Source organism: Sneathia sanguinegens (genome assembly GCF_001517935.1).
In the GTDB taxonomy this organism is placed as follows: Bacteria; Fusobacteriota; Fusobacteriia; order Fusobacteriales; family Leptotrichiaceae; genus Sneathia; species Sneathia sanguinegens.
Genome location: NZ_LOQF01000002.1, coordinates 1 through 14,891, shown reverse-complemented (window position 1 = coordinate 14,891; position 14,891 = coordinate 1). Strand labels below are relative to the sequence as shown.

The 14,891-nt window shown below is 24.5% G+C and carries 14 protein-coding genes; 12 read left to right on the top strand and 2 right to left on the bottom strand.

Annotated features, from left to right (window positions below; all coding sequences use genetic code 11):
• Positions 1-44: 44 nt before the first annotated feature.
• The 9 genes from AWT65_RS00905 to AWT65_RS00865 all read left to right on the top strand — a co-directional run bounded on the left by AWT65_RS00905 (position 45) and on the right by AWT65_RS00865 (position 9,767).
• A complete protein-coding gene (locus AWT65_RS00905; protein ID WP_066728410.1) occupies positions 45-773 on the top strand; it encodes an ABC transporter permease in 729 nt (242 codons plus the stop codon).
• A gap of 11 nt (positions 774-784) precedes the next feature.
• Positions 785-1,759, top strand: coding sequence for an ABC transporter substrate-binding protein (locus AWT65_RS00900; protein WP_232292771.1), 975 nt, complete (start codon positions 785-787; stop codon positions 1,757-1,759).
• Complete coding sequence (locus AWT65_RS00895) at positions 1,740-2,450, top strand: ABC transporter ATP-binding protein (protein ID WP_066728408.1); 711 nt, start codon at positions 1,740-1,742, stop codon at positions 2,448-2,450. Before AWT65_RS00900 ends, AWT65_RS00895 begins: the two co-directional genes overlap by 20 nt.
• Before the next feature lie 138 nt (positions 2,451-2,588).
• Positions 2,589-3,626: a hypothetical protein gene (locus AWT65_RS00890; protein WP_066728405.1), complete on the top strand. Its 1,038-nt coding sequence runs from the start codon at positions 2,589-2,591 to the stop codon at positions 3,624-3,626.
• Entirely contained in the window at positions 3,619-4,170 is a 552-nt protein-coding gene (locus AWT65_RS00885; protein WP_066728403.1) for a hypothetical protein, read from the top strand. Before AWT65_RS00890 ends, AWT65_RS00885 begins: the two co-directional genes overlap by 8 nt.
• Complete coding sequence (locus tag AWT65_RS00880; RefSeq protein ID WP_066728401.1) at positions 4,167-4,553, top strand: hypothetical protein; 387 nt, start codon at positions 4,167-4,169, stop codon at positions 4,551-4,553. The genes AWT65_RS00885 and AWT65_RS00880 overlap by 4 nt, the downstream gene beginning before the upstream one ends.
• The gene (locus tag AWT65_RS00875) at positions 4,537-5,778 is read left to right on the top strand and encodes a hypothetical protein (RefSeq protein ID WP_066728399.1); all 1,242 of its coding nucleotides are present in this window, start codon (positions 4,537-4,539) and stop codon (positions 5,776-5,778) included. The genes AWT65_RS00880 and AWT65_RS00875 overlap by 17 nt, the downstream gene beginning before the upstream one ends.
• 7 nt (positions 5,779-5,785) lie before the next feature.
• A complete protein-coding gene (locus AWT65_RS00870) occupies positions 5,786-8,824 on the top strand; it encodes a PAAR-like protein (protein ID WP_066728397.1) in 3,039 nt (1,012 codons plus the stop codon).
• A 7-nt stretch (positions 8,825-8,831) separates the two neighbouring features.
• Entirely contained in the window at positions 8,832-9,767 is a 936-nt protein-coding gene (locus AWT65_RS00865) for a hypothetical protein (protein ID WP_066728394.1), read from the top strand.
• 29 nt (positions 9,768-9,796) lie between these two features.
• Here the strand turns inward: AWT65_RS00865 and AWT65_RS00860 are convergent, their stop codons facing one another.
• Complete coding sequence (locus tag AWT65_RS00860) at positions 9,797-10,600, bottom strand: 5'-nucleotidase, lipoprotein e(P4) family (RefSeq protein ID WP_066728392.1); 804 nt, start codon at positions 10,598-10,600, stop codon at positions 9,797-9,799.
• Positions 10,601-10,691: 91 nt separating this feature from the next.
• A complete protein-coding gene (locus AWT65_RS00855) occupies positions 10,692-11,762 on the bottom strand; it encodes a glycerate kinase (RefSeq protein WP_066728390.1) in 1,071 nt (356 codons plus the stop codon).
• A gap of 143 nt (positions 11,763-11,905) precedes the next feature.
• Here AWT65_RS00855 and AWT65_RS00850 point away from each other — a divergent pair, with 143 nt between their 5' ends.
• Genes AWT65_RS00850 through AWT65_RS00840 form a run of 3 tightly spaced genes read left to right on the top strand, consistent with a single transcriptional unit; the run spans position 11,906 to position 14,843 of the window.
• Positions 11,906-12,595: a hypothetical protein gene (locus AWT65_RS00850; protein ID WP_066728383.1), complete on the top strand. Its 690-nt coding sequence runs from the start codon at positions 11,906-11,908 to the stop codon at positions 12,593-12,595.
• A gap of 53 nt (positions 12,596-12,648) precedes the next feature.
• Entirely contained in the window at positions 12,649-13,869 is a 1,221-nt protein-coding gene (tyrS, locus tag AWT65_RS00845) for a tyrosine--tRNA ligase (RefSeq protein ID WP_066728381.1), read from the top strand.
• A complete protein-coding gene (locus AWT65_RS00840) occupies positions 13,869-14,843 on the top strand; it encodes an FAD-dependent oxidoreductase (RefSeq protein ID WP_066728379.1) in 975 nt (324 codons plus the stop codon). Before tyrS ends, AWT65_RS00840 begins: the two co-directional genes overlap by 1 nt.
• Positions 14,844-14,891 lie beyond the last annotated feature (48 nt).

Below are 14,891 nucleotides of genomic sequence, written 5' to 3'. Positions count from 1 at the left end.
AATTTTACTACTCTCTCATAGAGAGTTTTTTTTTAGGAGTATATATGAAGAAATTAAAAGATTATAGTTTAGTTATTTTATTGCTAATAGTTTGGGAGATTTTGTCTGATTTACATATCATATCAGAATTTTTGCTACCATCCCCATATCAGGTCATTTTAGCATTTATAGGAGATTTTGGTCTGCTTATGCGACATACCTACTATACACTATTGGTAGCTTTTATTGGCGTTTTTATAGGTATAATACTTAGTTTTATCTTATCACTTAGTATGGATTTATACCAAGGACTTTACGATTTAGTTTATCCAGTTATAATATTGACGCAAACAATACCAACTATTGCAATAGCACCTTTATTAATTATATGGTTAGGATATTATATGAAACCTAAAATAGTTTTAGTAGTTATATCAACTTTCTTTCCAATAACTATTTCTTTATTGAATGGTTATAAGGCTGTTGATAAAGATAATATACAATTACTTAAAGCAATGGGGGCTAATACCTTTCAAATGTATAGATATTTAAAAATCCCTTCAGCAATGAGCTATTTTTTTTCAGGTTTAAAAGTATCAATGTCATATTCGTTAATATCTGCAGTAATTTCTGAATGGTTAGGGGGCTATTATGGATTAGGTGTATATATGACAAGAGTAAAAAAGGCATTTGCCTTAGATAAGATGTTTGCTGTTATATTTCTTATAACCTTTTTAAGCTTATTATTAATGTCAATAATAGATATTTTAGAAAAGAAAATAATTAAAAAATAGGAGGAGAAAAGTTGAAAAATAAATTTATTAAAATTTTAACAATTTTCGTAATGTTATTTACAGTGTTTTCATGCTTTAATTCAAAGAAAGCAGAAAATAAAAAGTTGGAAAAACTTACTTTAGTATTGGATTGGGTTCCAAATACAAATCATACAGGTATCTTCGTAGCCAAAGATTTAGGATATTTCAAAGAAGAAGGTATAGATTTAAATATAGTTCAACCAGCTGAAGATAGTTCAGCAGCAATAGTAGGTTCAGGTAAAGCAGAATTAGGTATATATTTCCAACCTAATTTAGTAAAAAGATTATTAAAAAATACTCCAATAACTGCTATAGCTGCAATATTACAAAAGAATACAGCTGGGTTAATGTCATTAAAATCATTAGGAGCTAAAACACCAAAAGATTTACAAGGTAAAAGATATTCAACTTGGCAAGATCCTATAGATGATGCTACTGTAAAAACAATAGTAGGGGATAAAATGGAATATATCCCAGGAGAAAGTACTGATGCTACAGCAGGTTTGGTAGCAAATCAATATGACTTTATTATTGTATATAGTAATTGGGATTTAATTAATGCAAAATTAAAGAAAGTAGATGTTAATTTCTTCCCTTTAGCTGAATATGAACCAATATTTGATTATTATTCACCAGTTTTAATAGCTAATAATGACTTCTTAAAAAATAAACCAGAATTAGCTAGAAAAGTATTAAAAGCTCTTGAAAAAGGTTATAGATATGCAATACAAAATCCAGATAAGGCAGCAGATATTTTAATTAAAAATGCACCTGAAGGTAATAAAGAATTAATTAAAGAAAGCCAAAAGAGTATTGCTAAATATTACTTAAATGAAAAAGGTGAATGGGGACGTATAGATATAGCAAAATGGGATAGATTCTATAATTGGTTATATGAAAAGAAATTAATAGATAAAAAATTACCAAGTTCTGCAGGTGTAACAAATGAATATCTTGGAAATTAAGGATATTTGTCACAAATTTGATGAAAAACCAATATTAGAAGATATAAATTTCTGTGTAAAAAAAGGAGAAATTGTCGGAATAATAGGACCTAGTGGGGTAGGTAAAACTACATTGTTTAATATTATAGCTGGTTTAATTTATCCAACAAAGGGAGAAGTATATTTAGAAGATGAAAAGATAACAGGAAAAACTGCAAAGGTTAGCTATATGCTACAAAAAGATTTGTTATTACCATTTATGACTATTTATGACAATATAGCCCTACCTTTAAAAATACAAAAAGTTGATAAAAATATAATTAGAAAGAAAATAGAAGAAAATATACCAAAATTTGGTTTAGATGGACTTCTTGAAAGATATCCAAAAGAATTATCTGGAGGTCAAAGACAAAGAGCGGCTTTATTAAGAACATATATGTTCAGTGATAAAATAGTATTGTTGGATGAACCATTTTCTGCCTTAGATTATATTACAAAAACTAAGATGTATGATTGGTTTTTAAATTTAAAAAATAAGTTAAATTTAACCTGTCTTCTAATTACACATGATATAAATGAAGCAATTTTGCTAGCAGATACAGTTTATGTACTTTTAGGGCAACCAGGTAAATTTGTTGCAAAATTTAAGATTAATAAAACTGAAGAAGAAATGTCAAGAATAAAAAAAGAAATTTTTAAGGTTATAAAATAAAAAAATTTTTTATAAGGGAATCTAGTACTACTAGATTTCTTTTTTTTATTTTTAAGAAAAAAGAAAGGAATAAACTTAAGAAAAAAAAGAAAATTATTTTAAAAAAAAAGTAAAATATACCTGAAAGGAGGAGCTTAAATGATAGATGATAAGCAATTTTTAGAACATACAGAGTTATTTAAAAAAAGAATAGAAGAAAATTTGAAATTAGGTTTAGAAAATATAAAAAGCTTGCTTTTTGATGTGAAGACTAAGCCAGATATTTATTTTACAATTCTAGAAAAAGAGAATAAAAAATACTCTTTCTTTTTGAATCCTATGTTGGAATCTAATGAAGATGAAGTATATATAGATAAGCCATATTATGAATTAAAAGAATTGGAAAATAAAGAATTTATAGGAGAATATGTGCTTGGTACAGAAAGGTTTAGGTTTATATTCACCTTAGAAAAAGATACAAGGTATATTGAAAAAATAGAAGAAATATATTTTGCATATTTACTTTCAAATCTTGAATGGGATGGATTAGATTTAAGATATGTTAATAGAATGTACAAGATAAAATTTAAGGAATTTATTGATATTATTGAAAATGTTGAAGAAGCCAAAATTGAATATAATTTAGACGAAGATTTTAAATTCAATCAAACAATTTTTTGGAATATAAGCGAAGAGAAAATAATTTCAAAAAAAACTTTAACAAGATTGGACGATATAGGCTATAAATATATCTTAGATAAAAAAGTAGAAACATTTTATTTAGTAAAAGATGATATAAGAAATATCGATGATATATTAATTTATGATGAACATATTGATATTTATTCAAGAAAAGATGATTTATATATCTTTGATATTTTTAAAATTTTACCTTTTGATAAACGATTTGTAACTAAGTATATTGATAATAAAATAGTAGAACATAAATTAATCTCTTTAGAAGATATAAAAAAAATATTTTTCAAACAATATAAAATAAAAATTTTAGAAATATTCTATTCAAATGAAAATCTATCACATTTATTAATTCCAGACTATAATCAACAAATATTTAAATTTAAAAATTCATATATTTATATAAAATTAGAGAAAATAGCTTGCTATGAAGATGTTTTTTTTCTTGTGAATTTTTTAAATAATAAATTTGAAGCCTTTGAGGTGAGAATTTATGAATAATAAATTTTTCCCATATATTTGGTATTTAGAGTATAAAAAAATAAAAGAAATTAGTTTTAATGAGTATATTCCTTATTTTGAATTAAGTTTAGATGGTTTTAATATAGGGAAAAAGGCACATATAAATTTACCTTCATTAAATATATATTTTAAATATGGACTTAATGAAAATTTAGCTAAAATATATATTAAAATCTTAGCGAAAATAAGATATGAATTAATAATTAGCAAGTTAAGTATATATAATGAAAATGAAAAATATTTAATAAGTAAGTGGAAGTATAAAGCAAGGTATATAAAAGATAAGTTATATATATTTTTTTCATGTATTAAAGATAATTTTGAAAGTTATATGATATATAGAAAAGACAGACAATTTTTCATAATTTTAGATTATAAAAAAACAGTATATATAGAACGATTAATTAATGAGATAATAGAAGAATTTTTACCAATAGGCTTTGAATGTAGGTATTTTTTTAATAATTTTTTATTCTTAGATATAATAGAATTTTCAGAGCAAGAAAGGTGGATTAGCATATGAAATATGAAATTAAATTAGAAAATGTAAATATTTCAAATGAGATAATAAAATCTGTAGAAATTAATATTTTACAAGATGTAAAAGAAAGTTATGTAAATGATAAAAATAGAATAGAGTTATTAATAGAAGGTGAGATATTTACAAAAGATAATACAAATATAAAAACAAATACTTTAATAAGAGAACTTATAAAAATCAAAGATAAGTACTTTGATGTAAATTTAAAAATAGATGATGTTGCTTATTTTTTCCCAAAGTTATATATCTATAAATTAATTCAAAAATTTAATGGCGAAAGTGGGAAATTTAATTTGGTTCTATTACAGAAATTTATAGGTGATCAAAAAGAAATTGAGGTAAATGTAGATGATAATAAAAATTAATAATACTGAAATAAAAGAATATACCTTAAAAAGATTAAGCTTAAAATCAGCATATAATAAGCACACAGAATTGGAAATAGAACTTGAAATTTTAGATATTCAACAATTAAGTGGAAATATAATTGAAATAGAAGATAAAATAAACTATTTTTCTGGAGAAATATATGATAAATGTGTATCAAAATTTGGTATAGATGGTAAAAAAGCTCTTATAAAAGCTTATTCATATAGTAAGAAAATGGATATAAAAAAAAATTATAAAATATTCCAAGATGAAACAATAACATATTATGATATTTGCTTAGAATTATTAAAAGAATATAAATTTAAATATTCAATTTCAAATAGTTTAAAAAGATCAATTAATAGATTGTATTTACAATATGCACAAACAGATTTTGAATTTATGGCAAGGATATTAAATGATATAAATGAAGTAATATATACAAGTTATTCTGGAATTTTAATGATAGGTCTACAAAATGTATCTGAAATTGATTTAAAAAATATAGTTGAAAGTGGTATCAAGAATAAGGATAGTTATTTCAAAATAAAAAATGAAGTATATTTAGTCGGAGATAAATACCAAGATAAATATATTTGCGAGCTAATTACAAATTTAGATAAAAATATTTATTTAACAGAAATATTGTTATGCCCAAAAGGCAATTATTTATATGAAATAAAAAATAATGTTAAGGGAACTTTTTTGGAAGCAACGGTAATTAAGGTTATTGAAAATCTTGAAGTAGCTAGTATGAAAGTGGATTTTTCAAGAAGTATATGGGATAAGAGTAAAAATAAAAAAAGTTTGAGTTTTTCTACACCTTATTCAAAGACAAGTACGGGCTTTTTTCCAACACCAGAAAATGGAGATATAGTGGATGTGTACTTTCCAAGTGATAATGAAAATGATGCAAAGGTAGCATTTTGTATTAATAATAAAGGAAGTAATAGATTTTGTACTGATGAAAAAAGAGTATACATAAGTAAAGAGGCAAGTATAGAATTAGAAAAAGATAAATTTACAGTAGATACTAATAAGATAGTATTTATTTCAAAAGAAGAAATAGCTAATCTAAGTAGGGGCTATATATCTATGGAAGCAAAGGATGAAATGAGTATATATGGAAATAATATTATTCTTGTTTCCAAAAAAGCAGATATAGACATAAATAGTAAATCTAATATTAAATTAAAAGCTAATAAAATATTTAATAATTGAGGAATATATGAAAGAAAAATTTTTTCAAAAAGAACAAATACCTGAAGAAATTCAAAGATTTTATGATGATTTAGCAATGAAATATCTTAAATCTGATTATGAAGTTGGTAGAGAAACAAAGGGAGAAATTACAAGCGAAAAAATAGGAAGATATTTAATGAGTCAAACTGAAATATATTTAATAGAACCTAATATAGATTTAAATTTTTTATTACATTGTGAGGAAGGTTATAAAAAACAGGATGAACTTGTGATATTTTTTGATAAGTTTATAAGAATTAAAGATTTAAAAGAGATATTACTTGAATATTCTGGTGAAATATTAGATATAAGTGGAATACCCTTTATACAAGATAATAAGCAAATAGAATTAAAAGATAAAAAATTAAGTGTTGAATTAAGTCCAGCTGGTATATATATTGCTTGTCATGTGTTTGGAATAAGTAAATTAAAAAAATTATTAAATAAGGTTGAAATACACTGTAGAGATAATATTCCCATAACAGAATATCTTGATAATAAAAGTGAATATGATATTAGCTATATTACAGGGGTACTTAAAGAAAAAAAAGTTATTCCAAAAGTAAATGAAAAAGATAAGTCTGAAATTGATGTTGGTGAAGAATTTATTGGACAGAATAGTAAAGGTTTAAAAGAACAGATAAAAGAAATATTACCTATTTTAGAAAAACTTAAAAATTTAACTCAAAGTAAAAAAGAAGAACTTATAGAAAATAAAAATTCTAATGAAGAACTTATTGAGAAAATAAAAGAAATAATAAAGGATAATAACAAAACAAAGGCTAGATTGGTTGAAGATAGTGATTCTGTAAGAGAAAAGTTAAAAGAAAAATTTGAAAAAGAATATGGAGACAAAAAGTACACAAATTATTTTGAAGATGTTACAAATTCTAAGGTTGATAGCAAAGAAAGAAAAAGTTTTAATGAGATCTTAAAAGCAGTTGATAAAAAAAATAAAGATATAATTAATCAAGAAAATTTTGATAAATATAGAGATATTTTAAAAAAACAAGTTAGTGTAATAGACTTTTTATATGATATTTGTAGTTCTTCAATGGATCCATTGCAAACTTTGGAAGATTCTTTGTGCTTTTTGAGCTGTAAGTATGAAAATGAAAGTAGAATACAGCAAATAGGGAATATTATAAAAAATATATTTAAATCTAAGGTTAAAGAATATATTATAAATAAAATAGAAGATTTTACTAAGATTAAATTAGAAAATTCAAATACAAATTATTTAACAAGCTTAGGTTTGGCAGATGTTGATGATATTAAAGTTGATTGCCCAACCTTACCTTTAAGGGAATATCCAAAAACAAAACATTATAGATTTTTAAAATTATTTAAAGATGAGTGCTTAGTAAAAAAAAGTTATAGCTTAGACAAACAATCTAAGAGAAATTTTAAAAGAGCAAGAAGATTTTTAGATAATTTATTAATTTCATTAATAAAAAGTATTACGAGAGTAAAAACAAAATATTTTGACAATTTTCCAAATGATAAACAGAATATTCTTAGAAATTATTTAATATATTTAGATGAATATAGACAAGGATTAGATTTTAGTGACTATAGTTTTTTAGCTAGCATTAAAGACTTTAATATTACAAATGTTATTATTTCTTTGCTAAAAAGTGATAAAGAATATAAAGATAAATCTTTACAAAAAATATCTAACTTAATGGAAAATAAGGATTGTAAAACTTATTTAAAAGATGGTAGTGCAAGTAAAATAAAAAAGAGTTTTAAAACAAAACAAGCACTGGCATATAATATGAAGATAAGATCAAGCTATAACATATATAATTTTTATGAAAAAATATATTTTGAAGTTGAAAATAATGAAAAAAATAAAATAGTTTGTTCTGGAGCAAAAGTAAGTTGTACAATGAGCCCAGATATATCAACATTGAATGTATTGAGTGCAAAAAAATATATAGATGGGAAAGCATGTGCAACTATATATGATAATAGGATAATACCTTTTAAAACTTGCACAATAAATAAAGTGTGTTCTCCAAATTTGTCATATTGGTTAAAAAAAACGGATATACAAATAGAAAACAAACCGATATTGCTAGAAAATTCAAAGTGTATTTGTACATTAGGTGGAACTATTAATATTACAAATCCAAATCAAATAAAAAGTAGCTTAAAACAAATTCCTGAAATAAAAACGGAAATAATATATAAATTAGATGACTATAAAGCAATAGAAAATATATATTCCAGATTAGAAAGAAGATATTTTAATAAATATGCAAGATATGTTTATTCAGTTGAATGTTTTGCAAGGACATTAGCGAAACAATGTGAGATATTATTTAAATCTGAATTAAAACCAAGGTATGATGAAAAGAAGTTAATGAGTTATGAGGTATATCCAGTTGTTGATTCTAAAAATGAAAGATTAATAAATATAAAGCCTTTAGCTAAAATAATAATGGGATATTTCTTGGGAAAAATAAATTCAAAATATGAAAATGATAAATGGGTAAATATAGGAAAAAAGTTATGCAAACAAGATGTATTTTCTGAATTTATTGAAAAAGCAAAGAAACAATTACCACAACTTTATTCACCATATAAAATTAGCACTAACGAAAATAGAAAGTGCACATGGATGGAAAGGGCCTTATTTGAATATATGAAAAGTTATAATCAATATACTTTACAAAAAATGGTTAAAATTTATCATAAAGAAGGTGGGGGTATAGATGCAGACATAAATACACCGTGGTGTGCTTCATTTGTAAACTACATTTTAAATTTAGGCTTTAAATCACCTAGTTCACAATGTTTTTATTCTAAAGAGGGAGCTAAATATTTCAAAAAAATAAATAAAGCAAAATATGGGGCTATTTTAGTGCTTAATTATGGAAATGGTAAAGGACACTGTAGTTTCATAGTATCAGAAGATGATAATGGATATTATTGTCTTGGTGGAAATCAATCAAATGTTATAAAAAAAAGTTATTATAAAAAAGATAAAAAGGTACAAGGGATATATTGGCCTAGATAGGAGAAAAATGAAAAAATTATTATTTTTAAGTTTAATTACAACTTTAGGGTTTGCTAGTACAGTAAATTATGAAAATTTATCGGAAGAAAAAAAGATAGTTATGGAAACAATTGATGAATTTAGAAATATGCAAATTAAGGCTTTTAATTATGAATTATCAAATTATAAATTTACTAATTTAAAAAGTTCTGGTCAAAATTTTATAGATAGTCTTGATGAAAAAAATTCAAAATATAATATAGGAACATTTACAAATTTTGTTGGAGATAAGAATAAATACAATATAAATACTAATATTAATTTTTCAAAAGCATTAGATTATGAAGGAAATAAAACAATGTTTGGTGCTACAGTAGGTTATACAAATTCATTAATAAATTCTAATAAAATTAATGGAATTAATTTTGGACTTAATGCTAGTGCATATATACCAGATTTTAAAGTGAGAATAAATACTGAGCATAAATTTAACTATAGCATTATAGACTATAATAAAAATTTTAAACAAAATTATATGGGGATAATTGGAGGCTTAGATTTTAGATTACATTTTGGTAAAAAATATTTTGTGGAACCGGGACTTAGGGCAAGTTATACATATAATTTGAAATCAGAAGTTAGGGATCAAAATAATTCTCTTGTAAAATTAGTACCAAGTTTTAATTATAATATTGGGGCCTTTTTGAGAGCAGGTATATTATTTGAAACTAAAAATAAATATAAACTTTCTATAGGTTACGCATTTGATAAAAGATTAAAAAATTCAAATAAATATGAAATTTTTTCAAGAGAAATAATAAATAAGAAAGAAGATAATTATATGGTTCATTCTGGAGATATATTAGTTGAAATGTTATTTAAAGATAAGCATAAATTGTCACTATCCTTAGGTAAATTATCGCAAGCATACTCAGCAACTTTAGGCTATAATTATGAATGGTAAAAAAAAAGCCCGTAGGCTTTTTTTTATTCTTATTTATATCCTTTAAGTAAATTATGTTTAACTTTCATTTTTTCTTCAGGAGTTTTAGCATTTTTTTCTTTATAAATTGTTCTTTCAAAACTACCATACATTGGATTAGGGAAGATAATGAATCTGTCACCAAATTCAGCCTTTAATTCGTCTAATTTCTTTTGTCTGTCTGCCATAGAAGTTTTAGAGAAATCTCCAAAATCACAGATATTATCACCAAATAACATAACTATATTAGAATGTTTTTTAACTTTATCCATTCTTTCAACTTTTGTACCCATTCCTTTGAATAATAAGTGATCTCTACCTTGTACAGGTAAACCTTCTTTTTTCATATTTTTAATAGTAACATCTATTTGATTGTCATCTCTATCAGAAATGTAATATATTTTAACTTTATTCTTATTAGCAAAATTTAAAAATTCCTTAGCACCAGGAACAGCTTTTGCTACACCTAATTGAACCCATTCGTCCCATGTTTTAGGATTGAAACCAGTTCCATCTTTGATATTTTGAACTTGATATGGACTATTATCTAAAACTGTTTCATCGATATCTAAAACTATAGCATAAGGTTTATTATGGTGTTTTTTTAAGATATTAGTTAAATTTTTAGTAGCAAGCTTATAACCTTGAAGATATAAAGCTTTTGCTTCAACAGATGTTTGATACCAATAAGTACTCATGGTATTTTCTCTAGCCATTAATTGGTTAGCAGTTAATGTATAAGTTTTAACTTCAGCAAAACTTGTAAAAGCGATACTTGTTGCTAAAATAGCAATAATTTTCTTTGATAATTTCATTTGAAATACCTCCTAAACAATATAATAATATTTTATAATAATAAAATGATAAAAGCAAAGATTAAAAAATAAATATATTTGTAAATATTTTCTATAATCCTAAAATTTTAATTGTTTTTATTAAAAATTTTTTTGAATTTTTAATTGCATAAAATATATTAATATTTTTAGGACTAATTTCAATTAATTTATCAAAAGCAAGTTTTTTTAATTCTTCTTCATCTTCTATTCTACCAGAGATTAAATATACGGGTTTATTGTATTTCTTAGCTAATTTCAGTACCCCATAAGGAGCTTTACCATATTTTGTTTGAATATCTGATCTACCTTCGCCAGTTATAACTAAGTCGGCTTTTTGTATTTTTTGTTCTAAATTAGTCATTTTGGTAATTAAATCAAAACCTCTTACAAGTTTTGCATCGAAAAAAACTTTGAAGCAGGCACCTAAACCACCTGCAGCACCAGCATATAGAAAATTTAAATTTTGATTTAATATTTTTTCAAGATGCGAGAAATTAGAATCTAATTTTTTTATCATTTCGTCATTAGCACCTTTTTGCTTTCCATACATAAATGAAGCTCCATTGGGTCCAGTAAAAGTATTTGTAACATCACAGGCTATTAAAAATTTACTTTTTTTTACTCTTTTATCAAAATTATTTAAATCAATTTCATAAATATCGCCAATATCTCTGGCATTTTTAATTATTTTTCTATTTCTATCATAAAATTTAGCACCTAATGCACGAAGTAAGCCTAAACCAGCATCATTAGTACAGCTTCCACCAAGACCTATTATAAAATTACGAAAACCTTTGTCTAATGTATAACGGATTAATTGACCTAAGCCATAAGTTGTAGTAAAGTATGGATTCTTTTTTTCTACTACTGTCATTCCACAACAACTAGCAACTTCTATAACTACTGTATTGCTATATATAACACCATATTTAGCTTTTATTCTATTGTAATTAGGACCAAGTACAAAGGAATAAAAAAATTTTCCTTTTTTTGCAGATACTATTGCATTAACAGTTCCTTCACCACCATCGGCAAGAGGACAAGTTATTACTTGGTTAATGCAAGTATTTTTAAAAATCTCACAGATTTCATTTGAGCTAAGGCTAGCTTTGTATGAATCAGGAGCTATTAATATTTTCATGATACATACATCGTCCTTTCATATGTTGATATATTTATTATCATATTAAAATTTAAAAAAAGCAAGGAAAATATGGTTGGTATAGTAAAAAAAATTGTGGTATAATAAAAACAAAAAAACATTTTAATTTGTAAGGAGTTTTTATGAAAAAAATTGTAATGGGGATACTTTTGTTAGTATTTCAACTAATAGGATTTTCAGATAATTTTTTAGGAACTTGGATAATAAGTGATTTGAATGCAGATTATGAAGTATTTACTATTTTTCAAATGGATAATAAGTATTATAAGGCTGTTAGATATGACGACGGATCTGCAATTATTAGTAAATTAGATAGAAAAAATAATAAGCTATATGCAATTGATGATGAAGAAAAATATGTATATAGCTATGATGAAAAAAACAATAGATTAATTGAAACTATAGATAATGAAGACTGTTATGAAAAATATTCTAAAATAGATAATAATGAAGATTTAAGTATGTGTAATACATACATATTTCCTTTAAATTCAAAAATTTTAAAAAAGACTAGAGAAAATGTTAAATATCAAGATTTTCTAGTATCATATTCTGATATGTCTATTGCTAATGATGGTAGATATTATTATATACATGATTACAGCGGATGTAATGAAATATTAAATGCAAAGAATAAAGAATTATTTAATGAAAATATTAAGGTATATTTTTCAGAAATAACACAACCTTTTATTGATGGATTAAATATAAAAAATTTAAAAGCTGGTGATAAGGTATTAACAGTTGAATATGATGATGTATTAGGTAGAAATGGAGAATTTTACTATATAAATAAAACTAATGAAGATTAATAGCTTGAAAAAAAAATAAAAAAAATGTAAAATAAAATTGACAGGAGAATGATATGACTGAAGTAGAGATAAAAAATGAAGTTGAAAGACAATTTAATATTCTAAAAAGAGGATGCGAAGAATTAATTAATGAAGAAGAATTTAAGAAAAAACTTGAAAGAAGCATAAGAACAGGAAAAGGGTTAAAAGTTAAATTCGGAATTGATCCAACTGGAAGCGATTTACATTTGGGTCATGCAGTTCCTATTAGAAAATTAAAACAATTCCAAGATTTAGGGCATGAACCAATATTTTTAATTGGAACTTTTACTGCTAGAATTGGTGACCCTACAGGTAAGAGTGAAACTAGAAAAATGCTAAGTATGGAACAAATAGAAAAAAATATAAAAACATATATGGATCAAATTAGTTTGATATTAGATGTAAATAAAATGACAGTGAAATATAATCATGAATGGTTAGAAACACTAGATTTAACAACTATATTGAATCTTTTATCAAAATTTACCGTTTCACAAATGATATCTCGGGAAGATTTTGCAAAAAGACTTAAGGAAAATAAGCCAGTTTCTTTAATTGAATTTATGTATCCAATACTACAATCATATGATTCTGTTCATTTAGAAGCAGATGTTGAATTAGGTGCTACTGAACAAAAATTCAATATCTTAAGAGGAAGAGATTTATTAAAAGATTTTAATAAAGAACCTCAAGTTTGTATGTTAATGCCTATATTAGTAGGTCTTGATGGTGTAGAAAAAATGAGTAAATCATTGAATAACTATATTGGAATAACTGATACTCCTAATGATATGTTTGGGAAGATAATGTCTATTTCTGATGAATTGATGTATGTATATTATGAACAATTAACAGAAATACCAATGCAAGAAATAGAAAGAATAAAAAAAGAAGTTCATCCAATGGAAGCAAAAAAGAGACTAGGAGAAGAATTAGTTAAAATATATTATTCAGAAGAAGCAGCTAAGAGTGCAAGAGAATATTTTGAAAATCTATTTTCTAAGAAAAATTTAAATGTTGAATTACCAGAAGTCATTATTTCTGAACAAGAAGTGGATATAATTGATTTGTTAGTAAATAAATTATCTTTCTGTAAATCAACAAGTGAAGCTAGAAGATTAATAGAACAAGGAGCAGTAAAAATAAACGATGTTGCTATAGTAGATATTAAAGCTAATATTAAGATTATTCAAGACATGGTAGTAAAGGCAGGTAAGAAAAAGATTATAAGAATAAAAAAGGAGAACAATTAATGTTTGAATTAAATCTTAATTTGGAAGAAAATAAGAAAAATTTTAAAGAAATGAGAAGCGATCTTGTGTATGACGTAATTGTTATAGGAGCAGGTCCAGCAGCAATATCAAGTGCAATATATGCAAAAAGAAAAGGAATGAAAATTGGGATTGTAGCAGAAAATGTTGGAGGTCAAGTTTTAACTACAAATGGTATAGAAAATATTATCGGAACTGTTTCAACAACTGGTCCTGAATTTGCAACTTCTTTAGAAAAACATGCCAAAGAATATGAAATACCTTTTTATCAAGGACATTTAGTTTCTAAAATTATTGATGGAAATAAAAAATTAGTCGTTACAGATAATGGTGTTGAATTTAAGACAAAGTCAATAATTATCGCAACTGGTGCAAAACATAGAGAATTAAATGTTAAGGGTGAAGAAGAATTTAAAGGTAAAGGAGTTCATTATTGTTCAACTTGTGATGGACCTTTTTATAGAAATTTAGATGTAATAGTTGCTGGTGGTGGAAATTCTGGAGTAGAAGCAGCACTTGATTTGGCTAATATCGCTAAAAGTGTAACTATAATAGAATATTTACCTGAACTAAAAGCAGATGTAGTTTTACAAGAAAAAGCAAAATCAAATTCTAAAATTAAAATAAAAGTCAATACAGCTATAGATGAAATCAAAGGGGATAAATTTGTTACTGAGGTCTTATGCAAAGAAAGAACAACAAAGGAATTAGAAAATTTAAAAATAGATGGAGTTTTTGTTGAAATTGGTTTAAGAGCAAATACTGATAATTTTAAAGATATAGTTAAAACTAACAAAATTGGAGAAATAGAAATCGATGAATATAATAGAACAAGTTGTAAGGGTATATTTGCTGCAGGTGATTGCACAACTGTACCATATAAACAAATAATAATTGCTTTAGGTGAAGGAGCAAAGGCAGCCTTATCAGCATTTAACTATATATTAAATAATTAAAAAAATTTTTTTAAAACAGAATAAATTTCTGTTTTTTTTTTTTTTTTT

Excerpts from the sequence above, each read along its gene's own strand:
- AWT65_RS00905 (WP_066728410.1), top strand. The coding sequence starts at position 45 with ATGAAGAAATTAAAAGATTATAGTTTAGTTATTTTATTGCTAATAGTT.
- AWT65_RS00860 (WP_066728392.1), bottom strand. The coding sequence starts at position 10,600 with ATGAAATTATCAAAGAAAATTATTGCTATTTTAGCAACAAGTATCGCT.
- AWT65_RS00840 (WP_066728379.1), top strand. The coding sequence starts at position 13,869 with ATGTTTGAATTAAATCTTAATTTGGAAGAAAATAAGAAAAATTTTAAA.
- tyrS (WP_066728381.1), top strand. The coding sequence starts at position 12,649 with ATGACTGAAGTAGAGATAAAAAATGAAGTTGAAAGACAATTTAATATT.
- AWT65_RS00895 (WP_066728408.1), top strand. The coding sequence starts at position 1,740 with ATGAATATCTTGGAAATTAAGGATATTTGTCACAAATTTGATGAAAAA.
- AWT65_RS00890 (WP_066728405.1), top strand. The coding sequence starts at position 2,589 with ATGATAGATGATAAGCAATTTTTAGAACATACAGAGTTATTTAAAAAA.
- AWT65_RS00850 (WP_066728383.1), top strand. The coding sequence starts at position 11,906 with ATGAAAAAAATTGTAATGGGGATACTTTTGTTAGTATTTCAACTAATA.
- AWT65_RS00885 (WP_066728403.1), top strand. The coding sequence starts at position 3,619 with ATGAATAATAAATTTTTCCCATATATTTGGTATTTAGAGTATAAAAAA.
- AWT65_RS00880 (WP_066728401.1), top strand. The coding sequence starts at position 4,167 with ATGAAATATGAAATTAAATTAGAAAATGTAAATATTTCAAATGAGATA.
- AWT65_RS00870 (WP_066728397.1), top strand. The coding sequence starts at position 5,786 with ATGAAAGAAAAATTTTTTCAAAAAGAACAAATACCTGAAGAAATTCAA.
- AWT65_RS00875 (WP_066728399.1), top strand. The coding sequence starts at position 4,537 with ATGATAATAAAAATTAATAATACTGAAATAAAAGAATATACCTTAAAA.
- AWT65_RS00855 (WP_066728390.1), bottom strand. The coding sequence starts at position 11,762 with ATGAAAATATTAATAGCTCCTGATTCATACAAAGCTAGCCTTAGCTCA.
- AWT65_RS00865 (WP_066728394.1), top strand. The coding sequence starts at position 8,832 with ATGAAAAAATTATTATTTTTAAGTTTAATTACAACTTTAGGGTTTGCT.